13 protein-coding genes are annotated in these 16432 nt (G+C 71.0%); 9 read left to right on the forward strand and 4 right to left on the reverse strand.

Translation table 11 applies throughout. The annotated features are described in order from the left end of the window. Window positions 1–64: 64 nt before the first annotated feature. Window positions 65–442 carry a type IV pilin protein gene (locus VLK66_RS26400; RefSeq protein WP_325312505.1) on the reverse strand — a complete coding sequence of 126 codons (378 nt, stop codon included), beginning with the start codon at window positions 440–442 and terminating at the stop codon, window positions 65–67. 298 nt (window positions 443–740) lie between these two features. Between VLK66_RS26400 and VLK66_RS26405 the strand changes: the two genes are divergently transcribed. The 6 genes from VLK66_RS26405 (at window position 741) to VLK66_RS26430 (ending at window position 9774) form a co-directional block, all read left to right on the forward strand. Next, on the forward strand, window positions 741–1766 hold the full coding sequence (locus VLK66_RS26405; protein ID WP_325312506.1) for an NAD(P)/FAD-dependent oxidoreductase: 1026 nt from the start codon (window positions 741–743) through the stop codon (window positions 1764–1766). Window positions 1767–1895: 129 nt separating this feature from the next. Beyond that, window positions 1896–2630 (forward strand): SDR family oxidoreductase, encoded by a 735-nt coding sequence (locus tag VLK66_RS26410; protein ID WP_325312507.1) that lies wholly within the window; start codon window positions 1896–1898, stop codon window positions 2628–2630. 198 nt (window positions 2631–2828) lie between these two features. Beyond that, a complete protein-coding gene (locus VLK66_RS26415) occupies window positions 2829–3941 on the forward strand; it encodes a radical SAM protein (RefSeq protein WP_325312508.1) in 1113 nt (370 codons plus the stop codon). Window positions 3942–3962: 21 nt separating this feature from the next. Then, window positions 3963–4760 (forward strand): SprT-like domain-containing protein, encoded by a 798-nt coding sequence (locus tag VLK66_RS26420; protein WP_325312509.1) that lies wholly within the window; start codon window positions 3963–3965, stop codon window positions 4758–4760. A gap of 634 nt (window positions 4761–5394) precedes the next feature. Next, window positions 5395–8367 carry a SusC/RagA family TonB-linked outer membrane protein gene (locus tag VLK66_RS26425; RefSeq protein WP_325312510.1) on the forward strand — a complete coding sequence of 991 codons (2973 nt, stop codon included), beginning with the start codon at window positions 5395–5397 and terminating at the stop codon, window positions 8365–8367. Window positions 8368–8388: 21 nt separating this feature from the next. Then, window positions 8389–9774, forward strand: a complete 1386-nt coding sequence (locus VLK66_RS26430) for a hypothetical protein (protein ID WP_325312511.1) — start codon at window positions 8389–8391, stop codon at window positions 9772–9774. A 346-nt stretch (window positions 9775–10120) separates the two neighbouring features. On the opposite strand, the gene VLK66_RS26435 is transcribed toward VLK66_RS26430, so the two are convergent. Continuing rightward, complete coding sequence (locus VLK66_RS26435) at window positions 10121–10585, reverse strand: Plug domain-containing protein (RefSeq protein ID WP_325312512.1); 465 nt, start codon at window positions 10583–10585, stop codon at window positions 10121–10123. A gap of 457 nt (window positions 10586–11042) precedes the next feature. Here VLK66_RS26435 and VLK66_RS26440 point away from each other — a divergent pair, with 457 nt between their 5' ends. Next, window positions 11043–11582: a hypothetical protein gene (locus VLK66_RS26440; RefSeq protein ID WP_325312513.1), complete on the forward strand. Its 540-nt coding sequence runs from the start codon at window positions 11043–11045 to the stop codon at window positions 11580–11582. Window positions 11583–11839: 257 nt separating this feature from the next. Here VLK66_RS26440 and VLK66_RS26445 read toward each other — a convergent pair whose 3' ends face one another. After that, window positions 11840–12724: an NAD(P)H-hydrate dehydratase gene (locus VLK66_RS26445; RefSeq protein WP_325312514.1), complete on the reverse strand. Its 885-nt coding sequence runs from the start codon at window positions 12722–12724 to the stop codon at window positions 11840–11842. Continuing rightward, window positions 12721–13485 carry a histidine phosphatase family protein gene (locus VLK66_RS26450; protein WP_349260552.1) on the reverse strand — a complete coding sequence of 255 codons (765 nt, stop codon included), beginning with the start codon at window positions 13483–13485 and terminating at the stop codon, window positions 12721–12723. The genes VLK66_RS26445 and VLK66_RS26450 overlap by 4 nt, the downstream gene beginning before the upstream one ends. 237 nt (window positions 13486–13722) lie before the next feature. Between VLK66_RS26450 and VLK66_RS26455 the strand changes: the two genes are divergently transcribed. Continuing rightward, the gene (locus tag VLK66_RS26455; RefSeq protein WP_325312516.1) at window positions 13723–14865 is read left to right on the forward strand and encodes a hypothetical protein; all 1143 of its coding nucleotides are present in this window, start codon (window positions 13723–13725) and stop codon (window positions 14863–14865) included. Between the two features lie 70 nt (window positions 14866–14935). Further along, window positions 14936–16330: an alkaline phosphatase PhoX gene (locus VLK66_RS26460; RefSeq protein ID WP_325312517.1), complete on the forward strand. Its 1395-nt coding sequence runs from the start codon at window positions 14936–14938 to the stop codon at window positions 16328–16330. Window positions 16331–16432 lie beyond the last annotated feature (102 nt).

Here is a 16432-nt window from a genome sequence, read left to right on the forward strand (position 1 = left end):
AGCCCCGGCAGGCGGCACCGGAAGCAGGAGCTTCCGGTGCCGCGCCGCCTTACGGGCCCGTGGATCAGCAGGCGCCGTTGTCGGTGATGGCGCCGGTGTCGCTGATCTGGCGCGTGTTGTAGCCCTTGCCGGTGCAGCCGCCCATCGAGACCGGGAAGGTGACCGAGGTCGGGGCGGTGTACCACTTCAGGCCGGTCGGCGTCTCCCAGCCCACCGCGGTCAGGTCGCTGAAGCCGGTGGCCCAGGTGCCGTTGTTCGCGTAGTAGGTCTGCTGCAGGGTGTACACCTGCTTGAGGATGCCATCGGCTTCCTTCTCCTTCGCGCGGGCCGAGGCCTGCGTGAAGCGGGGGATCGCCAGGGCGGCCAGGATGCCGATGATCACGACCACGATCATCAGCTCGATCAGGGTGAAGCCCTTGGTGTTGCGGACGGTGCGGCGCATGGGGATCGCTCCAGAACTGGGGTGTGGGGTTGATCCAGCACGATCGTGCTGTCGGCTTGGGAAAAGGCAATGGGTGTGCCCCGTGCCGCATGACGGCCAAGTGTATGGTAGATAGTGGTTTGGGTTATGTATGGGGACAGATGTTTTTCGGATTCACGGGAGAAGCTGCACGATCTCTTGCAGGCTGCAACGCTTCGGGGTTGCAGCCGGTAGCACTTGCGGGGGAGCGGCGCGGCCCGCCAATATCGGTCCCCCGCGCCGGGTGGCGCGGCCTTCATCTCAGCAAACGGAGCGGGGCGTGTCGGACGCGAGCGGCATCACGGACGTGACCATCATCGGCGGCGGGCCCACGGGGCTGTTCGCCGCCTTCTACGCGGGGCTGCGCGGCGTAAGCTGCCGCATCGTGGATGCGCTGCCGCAGCTGGGCGGGCAGCTGATGGCCCTGTATCCCGAGAAGTACGTCTTCGACGTGGGCGGGCTGCCGCGCATCCTGGCCAAGGACCTGGCGAAGAACATGATCGAGCAGGGCACCCAGTTCGGCCCCGAGGTAGTGCTGGGCGAGGAGGTGCAGCGGCTGGAGCCGGACGGCGACCACATCCGCCTGGTCACGCAGAAGGGCGAGTACCTCACGAAGACGGTGGTGATCACCGCCGGGAAGGGCGCGCTGAACCCGCGTGTGCTGGAGTGCCCGGGGTGGAACGAGCACGCGGGCGACGGCGGCGGCGTGCACACCCACGTGCGCCAGCCCGAGGACTTCCGCGGCAAGCGCGTGCTCCTGGTGGGCGGCGGCGACAGCGCGGTGGACTGGGTGCTGGGCCTGAAGGGCGTGGCCAGCGAGGTCACCCTCATCCACCGCCGCCCCGAGTTCCGGGCCCACAAAGCCAGCGTGGAGCAGATGTGGAAGGCCGCCGAGGCGGGCGAGGTGGCGGTGAAGACGCCGTACGAGGTGCGCTCCATCCACGGCCGGGCCGGGTGCGTGGCGAAGGCCACCATCTATAACAACGACACGAACGAGGACGTGGAGATGGAGGTCGACGCCGTGGTCGCCCTTCTGGGCTTCAAGCCGGACCTGGGCCCCATCGGCAACTGGGGGCTGGAGCTGGAGAAGAACACCATCAAGGTCAGCCAACTGATGGAGACCAATCTCCCCGGCGTGTACGCCGCAGGCGACGTGGTGCACTACCCCGGCAAGCTGGAGCTCATCGCCACCGGCTACGGCGAGGCCGCGATCGCCGTGAACAACGCCGTGCATCACATCAATCCGAAGGCGCGGGTCAATCCCGGCCACTCGACGAATCTCAAGATCTTCAAGCAGGATGATTGAGATCGGGTGAAGGAAGCAGGGAAGGCGCCGCAAGGCGCCTTTCTCGTTTACAGCCTCGGCGATACTCTTCGCGCACGGGCCCGATTGCCACGATGGCGGCCGGGCGGCGCTTCAAGACGGGCTGGGGGGATGATGGATCTCTCGAACAAGGTCGCGCTGGTCACCGGTGGCGCGGTGCGCGTCGGGCGTGCCATCTCCCTCGCGCTGGCGGGGGAGGGGATGCGGGTAGTCGTGCACTACAACTCCTCGTCTGCCGCCGCGGAGGCGCTCGTCGAGGAGATCCGGCGGGGCGGGGGAGAGGCGGCCAGCATCGGCGCCGACCTGTCGCGCGCGGACGAGGTGCGGCGGCTGGCGGACGAAGCCGCGGGGATCTTTGGAGGGATCGATGTGCTGGTAAACAACGCCTCCGTCTTCCCCCCCGAGCGGCTGGAGGAGACGGACGAGACGCTGTGGGACCACACGATGGCGGTGAACCTGCGCGCGCCTTTCTTCCTCATCCGCCACCTAGCGCCGGTGCTGCGCGAGCGCCGCGGCGCCGTGGTGAACCTGTGCGACCTGGCGGGGATCCAGACCTGGGCGGCGTACGCGGCGCACGGCATCGCCAAGGCCGGGCTGGTGCACGTGACGAAGGTGGCCGCGCGCTCGCTCGCTCCGGAGGTGCGCGTGAATGGCATTGCCCCCGGCGCCGTGCTCCCGCCGGAGAGCATGGGCACGGACGAGCTGGACGCCCTGGAGCGCGGCACCCCCCTCCGCCGCCTCGGCTCGCCGGACGACGTGGTCCGCGCCGTCCTCTATCTCCTGCACGCGGACTACGTCACCGGCGAGATCCTGGTCGTCGACGGCGGCCGCATGCTCCGCGGCTGATCCCCACTGCCCTCCCCGCATCTCCACCATCTCCCGATCTTCCCCTGTCCCCTGTCCCCTGTCCCCTGTCCCCTGTCCCCTGTCCCCTGTCCCCTGTCCCCTGTCCCCTGTCCCCTGCCGGTTGACCCGCCCCGCCCCCGCTCCCATTCTTAAGCGGTAGAATCGAAAGCACTTCCGAGGACACACGAGGAGCCGCACGTGCCGGATACATCGGGGGGCGCGAACGCCGCCGCGCTGGGCCGCATCGCCGCGACGGTCGAGGCGGGCGGACGCATCACCGCGGACGACGCGGCGGTGCTCTGGCACCACGCGGGCGACGACGAGCTGAAGCGGCTGGCGCAGCTCGTCCGCGCGCGCTACCACCAGCCCGGCCGCGCCACCTACATGGTGATGCGCATCATCAACTACACCAACGTGTGCGTGGCGCAGTGCGACTACTGCGCCTTCTACGTCCTTCCCAACCAGCCCGGCGGCTACGTGATGACCCGGGAGGACGTGTTCGCCAAGATCGACGACCTCCTGCGCGTGGGCGGCGACCTGGTGGGCTTCAACGGCGGCTTCAACCCGAAGCTGCCGCTGCACTTCTACGCCGACCTCTTCGCCGCCGTGCGCGAGCGGTACGGCGAGCGGGTGGAGTTCTACGCGCTGACCATCGCCGAGTTCATGTTCCTGGCCGACCGCGCGGACCTGTCGTACGCCGACGCGGCGGCGCGGCTGCGCGACGCGGGGGTGCACTGGATCACCGGCGGCGGCAGCGAGATCCTGACCGAGGACTTCCGCCGGCGCCACGCCAGGTTCAAGTACACGGTGCGCGAGTACTTCCAGGCCCAGCGCGCCATCGTCGACGCCGGGATGCGCACCACGGCTACGATGGTGATCGGCTTCGACGAGACGCTGGAGGAGCGGCTGGAGCACCTGCAGCGCACCCGCGACTTCCAGGACGGCTGCCTGGCCGACGGGCTGGGCGGGCTCTTCTCCTTCCTCTGCTGGACCTACAAGCCGTACGGCACGGACCTGGGGGGTGCGGAGATCACCCCGCGCGAATACTGGCGGCACATGGCGCTCTCGCGGATCTTCCTGGACAACGTGAAGCACTTTCGCACCTCGGTGCTCACGCAGAACGAGGAGGCGTTCCGCGCGCTGGAGTACGGCGCCGACGACTTCGACCTGCCCATCGAGGACGAGGTGACGCAGAAGGCCGGCGCCCGCGTGGACCTGGACCTGGACCGCCTCCTGGCCGTTCCCCGCGCGCTGGGCTACACCGTGGAGTACCGCCACGCGGAGCGACCGCCCGCGCTGGCGGCCGCCTGACCCCGCCGCGGCACCCGCGCAGTGAAGCTCAAGGACATCCTCCTGGACCTGTTCGGCTCCCACCCGGAGCCGGACGGCCCGCCCGCGCGCCCGGAACCCGCTCCGCCCGCGCCGCGCGCCCCCGCGCCTCCGCCGCGCGCTGCCGTCCCTGCGACTGCGTCCGCGGACCAGCCGGACGCGCGCAACGAGGCCGGCGTGCTGGCCGTGCTGCGCCGCCACGGCGCGCCCCACCAGCGGGTGCGGTTCACCCACAACCGGCGGGTGATGGTCTCGGTGGGCCGCGACCGCACGGTGATCCGCATGAACATCGCCTTCGCCGCGGCCGACGAGGGGGTCCTGGCAGCCGTGGCCATCCTCTACACCCCGGGAACGAAGGGGAAGCGGCGGGCGATGGCGAAGGAGGTGGTGCAGCGCTTCATCAACGACATCCCCGCGAGCCCGGCCCCGCCGCGGCGGCGGCGGCGGCGCGAGCACCCGGCCGACCGGCCGCACCTGGAGCGGCTGCAGGCCGAGTTCGACGCGACCAACCGTGCCCACTTCGGCGGGCGGCTGCCGAGGGTGCCCATCCACCTGTCGCGCAACATGCGGCGGCGGAACGGCCACTTCTCCAGCCAGCCGCTGGAGATCGTCATCTCCTGGCGGCTGTGCGTGCACGGCGCGCCCGGCGAGGCCGAGCAGACCGTCCGCCACGAGATGATCCACCTCTGGCAGTACATCGAGGGGGCGGCGGTGGACCACGGCCCGGCCTTCCGGCGCATGGCCCACCGGCTGGACGTGCACCCCCGCGCCACCCGCCCGGTGAAGTGGAAACGGGCGTGACGCGGCCGTTAACATCCCGCCGCGCGTGCGTTACGGTGGACGCGACGGCGCGCGGGGAGCGGCCCTCCGGGCGCGTGGAGCGGGGTTCGCGCAGGCGGAGGGCGCGAACACTGGAACTTTGCGGTCCGGGCACGTATACTCCACGCGTGCTACCCCGGAGAGTATCACGGCTCGGAAGTTGCGGACTTGCGGCAGGCTTGCATTTCCGCAGTGCACTCCCCAGCATGTCCTGATTCTCGCGACTCGTTCGTTATAAGACCGTTAGACGTGAGCGCGCCGGAATGCGCCTCCACCGGGGCCGACCCCGGCGCGAGCGCATTCCGTGGACGAACGCTCGTTCGGCCGGTTTCCCCTGCGGGGCGGCCGACATCGGCAACTCTGGCGTAAACGCATGTTGCCAGACCGGTTAAGGTTACGTTACCTTGGAAAGCTGCCCGCGGCGGGTCGGTAAGCACGGTACTCCCGAGCGCAGCTTCTAGAACATCTGTTTTTCATCCCGGTGGGGGTCTTCCCTGTCCGGGTGCTCATCACTCCACCACTTCCGCAGGAGGTTGCCTACCTTGTGCTCAACCCGGCTTTCCGGCGCGACAGCCGCCGGATGGCAGTGGAACTTCGACCGTGCTGAGGAGAGACCATGAAAAGGCTCCGGTTGTTGGTGGCCGCCTTCGCGGCGGCAGTAGTCCCCACCATCGCGGCGGCGCAGACCGGAACGATCACCGGCCGCGTCACCAATGCGCAGAACGCGCAGCCTGTCGCCACGGCGACGGTGAACGTGGTGGGTACCGCGCTTCGCGCGGTTACGAACGAGAACGGCCAGTACCGCATCACCGGCGTGTCTGCGGGCACGCACCAGGTCACCGCTTCGCGTCTCGGGTTCTCGACCCGCACCGTGACGGCGAACCTGGCGGCCGGTGGCACCGCCACCGCCGACATCACCCTGAGCAGCTCGGCCATCCAGCTGGGCGGCCTGGTCGCCACCGCCACCGGTAACGAGCAGCGCACGCGCGAGCTCGGCAACTCGGTGTCGACGGTTCGCGCCGACAGCGTGAACATGGCGGCCGTGTCGAACGTCTCGCAGCTCATCCAGGGCCGCGCGGCGGGCGTCGAGGTGCTGCAGAGCTCGGGCACCTCGGGCACGGGTGCGCGCATCCGTATCCGCGGCAGCAACTCGATCTCCCTGTCCAACGACCCCATCGTCTTCATCGACGGCGTGCGCGTGAACAGCAACACGCAGTCGTCGCAGCTCGACGTGGCCGGGCAGGACTTCTCGCGGCTGAACGACATCAACCCCGAGGAGATCGAGAACATCGAGGTGCTGAAGGGGCCCGCCGCGTCGGCGCTCTACGGCACCGCGGCCGCCAACGGCGTGATCCAGATCACCACCAAGCGCGGCCGCGCCGGCAAGACGCGGTGGAACGTGTGGAGCGAGCTGGGCTCGATCACCGAGCCCAATCAGTACCCCACCAACTACCGCCAGCTGAACGCCGCCGGCACCGGCCAGTGCCTGGTCTCGTCGACCTGCATTCCGGGCACGCTGCAGTCGTACAACCCGCTGGAGCAGAACTCGCCGTTCCGTGACGGCAGCCAGCGCACGGTGGGCCTTTCCATCGGCGGCGGCACGCAGGACATCCAGTACTTCGTGTCCGGCGAGTCGCAGCGCGAGAACGGCATCTACCAGAACAACCGGCTGGACCAGGTGAACCTCCGCGGCAACCTGACCGCGCAGGTCACCCGCAAGCTGAACGTGTCGCTGCGCACGGGCTACGTGAGCAACCACGCCCAGCTTCCGTACAACGACAACGCGGTCGAGGGCTTCATCGGCGGCGGCATCCTGGGGCAGGCCTGCAACCCCTGCAGCGCCACCGACGTCCGCGGCGGCTACTTCTCGTACGCCAAGGACCTGCGCTACGCCTTCGACAACTCGCAGCGCGTGGAGCGCTTCACGGGCAGCCTGAACGCCCGCTTCTCGCCGCTGTCGTGGCTGACCTTCAACGGCGTGGCGGGGATGGACGTGCTGAACCGCACGGACTTCCAGGACCTGCTGCCGAACATCTTCCAGCCCGCCAACGGCGTGCCGGACTACGTGATCGGCTACCGCTTCGTGCTGCCCGCGCTGGTGCGCAACTTCACCGCCAACGGCAGCGGGACGGCCACCTTCGACCTGACGCCGAGCCTGGCCTCGACGACCACGGCGGGTGTGTCGTTCTACCGCGACGTGTCGCAGCTGTACAGCGCCGGCGGGTACAACCTGGGGCCCGGCACCAACTCGCTGGGTTCGATCGCCGAGCGCTTCTCGATCGGCGAGACCACCGGCGACATCAAGACGCTGGGCCTGCTGGCCTCGCAGCAGTTCGCGTGGCGTGACAAGGTGTACCTGACCGGCTCGGTCCGCGGCGACCGCAACAGCGCGTTCGGCCAGGACCTGGGCTTCATCTACTACCCGTCTCTGTCGGCCTCGTGGGTGGTGGCCGAGGAGCCGTGGTTCCCGCAGACCAGCCTGCTCAGCACGCTGCGCCTGCGCGCCGCGTACGGGCAGTCGGGCCTGGCGCCGGGGCAGCGTACCGCCAAGCCGTTCTTCAACATCATCTCGGGCACCATCCGCGCGGGTGGCGACGAGGCCAGCGTCCCGGGCATCACCACCGGCGGCGCGGGCAACGTGGGGCTGAAGCCCGAGCGTTCGCGCGAGATCGAGTTCGGCGCCGACCTGGGCGTGCTGAACGACCGGCTGGGCTTCGAGATCACGCACTACGACAAGGTTTCGCGCGACGCGCTGGTCAGCCGCCGCCTGGCGCCCTCGCTGGGCTCGAGCACCACGCAGACCGTGAACCTGGGCCGGGTGTCGAACAAGGGCTGGGAGGCCCTGGTGAACGCGCACGTCCTCGAGACGCGCCCGCTCCGCTGGGACGCCACCGTCACCTACTCGACCAATCACAACAAGCTCCTGGAGCTGGGCGAGGGCGTGGACCCGATCATCTTCGGGATCGGCGGCGACTCGCAGCGCCACCAGGAGGGCTACGCCCTGGGCGCCTACTTCGGCGTGCCGTACACGTTCAATGACGCGAACCACGACAACCGCATCCAGGTTGCCGAGATCACGCTGGGCGACACCGCCGAGTTCCAGGGGACGCCGTTCCCCACGCGCGAGTCGTCGCTGAACACCACGCTGACCTTCTTCGACGTGCTGCGCGTGTCGGCCCTGCTGGACCACAAGGGCGGGTACAAGCTGTTCAACAGCACCGAGGAGTTCCGCTGCGGCGTGATCCGGAACTGCCAGGCCATCAACGACCGCACCAGCCCGCTGGACCTGCAGGCGCGCGCCCTGGCCGATGCGGCCTTCGGCGTGTACACCGGCTACATCGAGGACGCCAGCTTCACCAAGCTGCGCGAGGTGTCGTTCACGCTGATGGCGCCGCGCTCGATGTACTCGCGCTTCGGGCTGGGCAACCTGAGCCTGACGGTGTCGGGCCGGAACCTGAAGACCTGGACCGACTACACGGGCCTGGATCCGGAGATCAACAGCGGCGGACAGACGAACTTCAACACGTTCGACTTCCTGGGCCAGCCGCCGGTCCGCTACTGGACCGCCCGGATCGATCTGGGCTTCTAATCTCAAAGGAGCAGTCACGAGATGAGGCATACCACACGTAACCAGGGGAGGGGCTTCCGGCCCTTCCCGCTGCGGGTCGCTGCGCTGGGGCTTCTGCTCCCGCTGGGCGCCTGCTCGGTAGACAAGATCCTCGAGGTGGACGACCCGGATGTGGCCACCCCGGGCTCGGTGGCGGGGCGCGAGGCCCTTCCGGCGGTGTACGCCGGCGCCCTGGCCGACTTCGCCCACGCCTACGCGGGCGGCGGCGATACCGGCGGCGGCAGCCGGAACGAGGGCCAGATCCTGCTGAGCGGGCTTCTGGGCGACGAGTTCCAGAGCACCGACACCTTCAACACCCGCATCGAGATCGACCAGCGGGACATCACGCCCGCCAGCACGCCGGGGAGCTCGGCGAACGGGCAGCTGAGCGACGCGGAGCGCAACCTGCACCGCGCCCGCCGTGCGGCCGAGAACGGCACCGACCTGTTCAAGGAGAACGGGCTGCCGACGGATCCGCGCCGTGCGGAGCTGTTCGCGCTGGCCGGGTACACGTACATCTTCTTCGCCGAGAACTACTGCGCCGGCGTGACGTTCAGCAGCATTCCGTTCACGGGCGGTGACCCGACGTTCGGTTCGCCGCAGAGCACGAACGAGGTGCTGGCCACCGCCATCGCGCGCTTCGACTCGGCGCTGGCGATCGCTCCGGCTGGCTCGAGCCAGGCGCGGCTGGCCACGATCGGCAAGGCACGCGCGCTGCTGGACCAGGGCAACCGTGCCGCCGCCGCGGCGCTGGTCGCGGCGGTTCCGACCACCTTCTCCTACGACGTGCCGTATTCGGACAACACGTCGCGCCAGGAGAACGGGGTGTACAACTACACCACCGACGCCCGGCGCTACGGCGTGTCGGACGTGGAAGGCGGCGAGGGGCTCCCCTACCGCTCGGCCAACGATCCGCGCGTGGAGTACGAGGACGGCGGGGATCCGTTCGACACGAACTTCCCCGATCCGGTCTTCTGGAACCAGCTGAAGTACCCGGCGCGTGACAGCGACGTCACGCTGGCCAACGGCATCGAGGCGCGCCTGATCGAGGCCGAGGCGCTGCTGAACGGCGGCGCGAGCGCCGCCTACCTGCCGGTGCTGAACACGCTGCGGGCCACGATCAGCCTGCCGGCGCTGGCCGACCCGGGCACCGCGACGGGCCGTATCCAGCAGTTCTTCCAGGAGCGCGCGTTCTGGCTGTGGCTCACGTCGCACCGTCTGGGCGACATGCGCCGCGAGATCCGCCAGTACGGCCTCACGGAGGCGCAGGTGTTCCCGTCGGGTGACTACATCCGCGGTGGCACGTACGGCACCGACAAGAACCTCCCGATCTTCGTGGACGAGGGGAACAACCCCAACTTCACGGGCTGCACCAGCCGCGCGGCGTAAGCCGGGCGGACGGGCGCCGGGGATTTCTTCCCGGCGCTCGACGGGAGCGGAAAAGCGAAGGGGCGGGCACCTCCGGGTGCCCGCCCCTTCGTCTTGCCGTTTCGCGTCCCCCGTTGGTGCGGCCGGGCCCGGGGATCAGGATGCGATCACGCAGAGAAGCAGAAGAGCAGGGGGGATCTCCGCGCCCGGCTTCCTGCGTGGAGCAGGCCCTTCGGCGATGGTCAATCGGGCGACGTGAATGAGTGGCCGGGACCGGCCGGCGGGAGGTGGCGGCGGGGAAACGGAAAGGGTGCGGAGCGACGGCTCCGCACCCTTCGGTGGTGCTCCGGACGAGGTGCCGGAGGGTTCAGTTGCTGTGGTCGACGTCCACGCGGGTGAGGATGACGATGGCGCCGCCGCCGCCGCCGGTGCCGTGCTTCAGCGTGCCGTTGATCCCGTTCAGGAACTCGACGGAGTCGATCTGGCGCGCGGGGACGGAGCGCAGGAGGGCGAAGTCCAGCAGCCGCGCGCCGTCGAGCAGCACGATGGGGGTGTCGTCGAGCACGATGGTCTGGTGGCCGCGGGTGGGGCGGATTCCCACCGGGGTGCCGTCGGCCGTCTCCTGCAGCCGCACGCCGCCCAGCCGCCGCAGCACCTCCCAGGCGTTCTGCGCGCCCGACTCTTTGATCTCCTGCGAGCTCAGGTAATGCGAGGTCGAGCGCGCGGGCGAGTGCGATTCGCCGTCTCGGGCGGGGTGCAGGGTGGCGCAGCCCGCGGTGGTGGCCAGGAGGGCGGCCAGGGTGATGCCGAGGCGGACGGGGCGAGCGGTCATGGCGACCTCCGGGCCGAAGTGCGGGATGCGCGCGCGGGAGCGGGCGCACGGCGTGGAGCCGGGTGGGGGGACGCCGCGCCGCGACGGACGCGGGCCGCCCACGAATGATTGAAGCCGCATCTTCCGAGCCGCAAGGCTGCCGGCGCTACGGTCCTCCGGAATGACGCCGCCCCATGTGCGTAGGACGCTTCAAGCGTCCCGGTTCTGACACCCCGGGCGTTCTCGTCGGGGTTCCGCGCCCGCTGCGTGTCTTAACGGATGCGGGCGGAAGAGGCGTCTTTCAAGGCGCGGGGACACGCGGTGGGGAGACGGGCGCCGTGCGTCCGCCGGAGCGCCGCCCGTGGCGCGGCCGATGCGGGACGCGGGGAGACGGAGCGGGCGCCGGCCGTCCGGGTCCGGTGCCGGTCATGATAATTCATCGAGCGAGGAGAGCATGGTTCGAGGCGAGCTCATCGTGATGGCGGTTGCGGCCCTGGCCGGCTGCGCGAGCGGCGGCACGGGCGGCGGCGGCAGCTACCAGAGGACGACCACGGTCCTCTCCGTTCCCAACGGCCAGTCGTCGGCGGACGTGATGTTCGACGCGTACGGCGGCGCCGCGCCGGTGGCCGCCACGCTGGCCGCGGGCCGCGACACGGTGTTCGCGGCGCTGGAGCAGGCGTACCAGGCCGTGGGTGTGCCGGTGGGGATGCGCGACCCGGCCAGGTGGACGCTGGGGAACCGCGACCTGGAGATCAGCCGCCGCCTGGGCGGGACGAACCTGTCCGAGTACTTCAACTGCGGCGCCGGCGTGATGGGCGCGGACATCGCCTCCACCTACCGCCTGCAGATCACCATCACCAGCACGCTGACGGCGCAGGGGACGGGGACGCGGCTGGAAACGGTGGCGCAGGCGAACGCCCGCCAGCCGGGAACCTCGAATCCCCCCGTGAACTGCGCCTCGACGGGGCGGCTGGAGCACGAGATCAACCGGCGCGTGGGGCTGGCGGTCGGCGGCTGACGCCGGCATCGCCGGGGCTCACGCGGAGCCGTGGAGGCGCGGAGAGACGAACCATCTTCCCGGCGCCTCTGCGGCTTTCGTGCGTCGGACGACGGGTGGAGGGGGATTCGGTCGCGTTCCCGAGAATCACGTGCCTGGCGAGTATGGATCCTTCGGGCTGCAACTCTTGGTGCGGATGCGGGTTCGGCGTGGTCGCCCTCAGGATGACGTCATACCGGATTGCCTGAAGACCAGGAAAAGACGCGCGACGCGTTCGGTCAGGCGAGGCGCTGAAGGAGGCGAGGGACTTCGGCGGGGAGCTCGCGGGCGAGGAAGCCGATGCGGCCCACGCGGCGGGCGAGCGCGTTGCCGGCCTCGCCGTGGAGCCAGACGCCCCACGCGGCGGCGCCGGCCGCGTCCGCGCCGCGGGCCAGCAGCCCGGCGACCAGGCCGGCCAGCACGTCGCCCGAGCCGGAGGTGGCGAGCCCGACCTGGCCGCCGGCGTAGCGGTACGCGCGTCCGTCCGGCGCGGCGATGATGGTGTCCGGCCCCTTCAGCGCGACGGCGGCGCCCAATTCCCGCGCGGCGCGGCGGGCGACGGCGAGGGGATCGGCCTCGACCTCTTCCTTCTCCATTCCCATCACCCCCGCCATCTCGCCCGCGTGCGGGGTGATGACGGCGCGGCCGCCCAGGTGGTGGAGCAGCCCCCGCTCGTCCGCGAGGCAGGGGAGGCATCCCGCGTCCAGCACCACCGCGGGCCCGTCCACCTCCGCCAGCACGGCGCGGGCGAGGGCGGTGGCCTCGTCCGGCTCCACGATTCCCGGGCCGAGGAGGAGCGCGCCGGCCGCGTTCGCCAGGCGCACGATCTCCCCCGCTGCCTCGGGAGAGATGCCGCCCGCCTTCGTCTCGGCGAGGGGGAAGAGGCGCGCTTCGGGGATGGCGATCGCCGCGGCCAGGGCGACGCTCTCGGCCGTCGCCAGCCGGAGCTTCCCCGCGCCGGCGCGGAGGGCGGCGGTGCCGGCCAGGAGGAGCGCGCCCGGCGTCTCGCGCGCGCCGCCGGCGACGAGGACGCGGCCGCGCTCCTCCTTGCTCCCCCGCTCGTCGGGCGAGGGCGGCGCGAGGGCGCGCAGCCGCGCGGAGGTGAGCGGGAGCGCGCGCGTCACTTGGCGCCCGCGGGAACGTCGCGCCGGGTGGTGACGTCCGCGCCGGCCTGCACGAGCGGGGCGACGAAGTTGAAGAGCCGCAGCTCCATCTTCCCCCTCCGCCCGGCCCGCGGGTTGAACTCGTACGAGGTGACGCCGCAGTTGGCCACGTCGTGCGCGCGCTCGATCCCCAGGATCTCCTCCTCGGTCATGCACTCCAGCAGGTAGCGCAGGCAGAGGACGACCACCTCGTGGCAGACGACCAGCACGCGCTCGCGGGAGTAGTGCAGGTTCACGGTGTCCAGCGCGCTGCGCAGGCGCAGGATGACGTCGGCCCAGCTTTCGCCGCCGGGGGGGCGGTGGTAGAACTTGCCCAGGAGGCGGCGGTGCTCGGCCTGCTCGGGAAAGCGCTGCTGGATCCCCACCGCGGTCAGCCGGTCCAGGATGCCGAACTCGCGCTCGCGCAGCCGCTCGTCCACGATCACCTCCTCGTCCGGGTCCTCCGTGCCCCCCGCGGCGCGGATCAGCTCGGCGGTGGCGCGCGCGCGGACGTAGGGCGAGGCGAGGACGACGGTGGGGCGCTGCGACGGCGGCAGGGCGGCGAACCAGCGGCCGAGCGCGGCGGCCTGCTCGGTCCCGCGCGGGCTCAGCGGCACGTCCACGTCGCGCTGGGCGATGGCGATCATCGGCAGGCCGGCGTCGCGCGCCGCCGCGGCGGCCACGTTTCCCGCGCTCTCGCCGTGGCGCACGATCCACATCACGTCGGGCCAGGTCTGCTCCATCGCCGCCCCTTCTTCTTGCGTCATGGTTCCGGGCGGTGCGACGGGTCAAAGAGCGTACCAGACGGGCTTGGACGCCGGCGCCCGGACGGTTAATTTGCCCGTCCCACCGTTCTCCCCGCCGGTCCGCCGCATCTCGCGGGCGGGTGGAAAGCGCGTTTGAACAATTGACGGACCCATCCGCGGTTGCCGAGGATTCGAGCAGTGCTTCATCTCCCCCTCCATTTCCCTCCGCGACTCGTGAGCGTGGCGCTGCTGGTCGCGGCGCTGGGCGGCTGCGTGGAGCCGCTGCGTCCCGACCTGTCGAAGGAGACGCGGCCGGTGGAGGTGGCGCCGGAGCGGCTGGGGAACGTGTTCACGCAGGCGTCGGCGTACGCGCGCAACGTGTGGGACATGCAGCTCTTCGGCGGCCGGATCTGGCTGGGGCACGGCGACAGCATCGACAACTGGGGGCCGATCCCCGTGTGGTCGCTGGACGGGGCCACCGGCGCCATGGCGCAGGAGTTCAGCACGAACGACGAGCAGGTGGACGAGTTCCGCGTGCTGGGTGGCGAGCTGTACGTGCCCGGCCACGACGGGCGCGGCGACTGGACGAAGGGCGAGTTCTACCGCCTGGAGGGCGGCAGGTGGGCCGAGCACCGCACCATCCCGCATGGGCTGCACGTGTTCGACCTGGCGCTGCACGGCGGGCGCCTGTTCGCCGCGCTGGGGACCGAGGAGGTGCGCGGGCAGGAGACGCTGCTGGCGTCGCGCGACCGCGGCGAGAGCTGGACGGCGGTGACCGACGAGACGGACCGCGTGTACGACCTGTTCGAGCTGGGCGGCGAGCTGTACGGCGCCCCGCTGATGAACGCGAGCGACAGCACGGCGGCGCGGCCGCTCCTGCGCTTCGACGGCGAGCGCTTCGTGAAGACCGGGGCGGCCGGGAAGCTGCTCCTTCCCGGCCTGGCGGACGGCGCGTGGGGGCGGATGGTGCGCCCGACCGAGTTCCGCGGCGTGCTGGTCTACATCGCCGCCGGCAGCAGCTTCGACTGGGTGCCGGTTTCGCTGGCCGTGACGCGCGACCTGCGCGAGGTGCGGCGCGCGGTGTTCCCCGACGCGGCGGCGGTGCCGTACGACCTGCTGGTGCGTGGCGACACGATGTACGTGCTGGCGTCGGCGCCGGCCGCGGCGGGCGGGTACACGGTGCGCGTCTACCGCACGGTCGACACGGTGGCCTGGCAGGAGGTATTCCACTTCGCCTCGGCTGCCTTCGCGCGGTCGTTCGAGGAGAGCGGGGGCGACTTCTGGTTCGGGCTGGGGTGCGGCTACGGCGCGCCGAACCCCGCCAGCGGCGACCTGCTGCGGGTGCGCCGCGCGAGCTGGGCGGGAACGGCGGGGTGACGGAGAGCGGGCGCCGCGCGTCCTTCCGGCGGCCGCTCTTGAAGTGCATGGGGATGGAACTACGAGGTCGATGCTGACGAAGACGAGGGGACCAATGCTCGCCGCCGCGCTGGCCGTGGCGGCGAGCGCGTGCTCGGAAGGGACAGGGCCGGCGGAGACGCCCGGCTTCGTGACCGCGCAGCCGGCGATGGCCACGGCGTTGAACGGCGCGGCGCTGCAGCCCATCCTGAGCGTGGGCGACTCGCTGCCCGGCGGCTTCGCGTGGTCTCCCATCCCCGACGGGCTGGGCGGCTACCTGGAGGGCGGCCGGCTGGTGCTGTTCGCCGCGCACGAGACCGGCGGCGCCGGGGTGCCGGGGACGGACGGACAGGCGCACTGGGCCGGCGCGCGCGTGTCGCGGCTGGTGCTGGACCCGGCCACGCGCTCGGTGCTCTCCGGCAGCTACGCGGTGGGCGGATCGGCCGGGTATCGCAACTTCTGCTCGGCCACCTTCGCCGATGCGTCGGTCGGCCTTCCCGGCGGCTGGTTTCTGGTGGGCGAGGAGACGGTCGGCGGGGCCAAGGACGGGATGGCGATCGCCCTCGGCAAGAGCGGGCAGGTGGTGGAGATGCCGTGGGTGGGGCGCTTCGCGCACGAGAACCTGGTGCCGATCCCCGGATTTCCCGGACGCGTGGTGATGGCCGGGATGGACGACAACCGCGGCAGCTCGGAGCTGTACCTGTACGTGGCCGCGAGCGAGGCGGACGTGCTGGCGGGGCGGGGAACGCTGTACGTCTTCACCTCGTCCGCGGCGGCGAACGTGGGGCAGCTGCACGCGGGCGATGCGATCGCCGGCCACTTCGTCGCGATCGACGGCGCGGCGGCGATGACGTCGGCGCAGCTGCAGCTGGCGGTGAACGCGCTGGGCGCCTTCCGCTTCGTGGGGACGGAGGACGGGGATTACGATCACCGCTCCGGCGTTTCCACCCCCGCGCTGTACTTCGCGGACACGGGGTCGGGGAGCGTTCCGTCCACCGCGGCGCCGTGGGATCCGTTCGGCTCCATCTACCGCCTGGAGATGCAGCCGGGGGACCCCACGCAGGCGCGGCTCGTGCTGCTGGCGCGGTCCGCGGGGCCGGCGGCGGGGTGGGCGTCGCCGGACAACATGGCGGCGGGAGCGCGCAGCCTGATGGTGCAGGAGGACGCCGCGAACCCGGCGTTCACGCGCGCGCCGCGGATCTGGCGCTTTCCGCTGGCGGCGGACGGCTCGCTGGGCGCGCCGACGGCCGTCGTGGAGCTGAACAACCCGGAGTGCAGCTACAGCGCGGGGACATGCTGGGAGTCCAGCGGCATCGTGGACGCGTCCGCGTGGATGGGCGACGGCGCGTGGCTCTTCGACGTGCAGGCGCACACGAAGCCCGTTCCCGCGCTGGGGCTCACGCGCGAGAACGGACAGCTGCTGTACCTGAAGGTGCCGGGGAGCTGAAGGAACGGTTTAACGCAGAGAAGCAGCACAGCAGAGAGAAATTCTCCGCCGCCTGCTTCTCTGCAATCTGATGCTCCTGGATCCGAAGCCCCCAAGACGTCA

This window comes from Longimicrobium sp. (genome assembly GCF_035474595.1).
Lineage (GTDB): Bacteria > Gemmatimonadota > Gemmatimonadetes > Longimicrobiales > Longimicrobiaceae > Longimicrobium.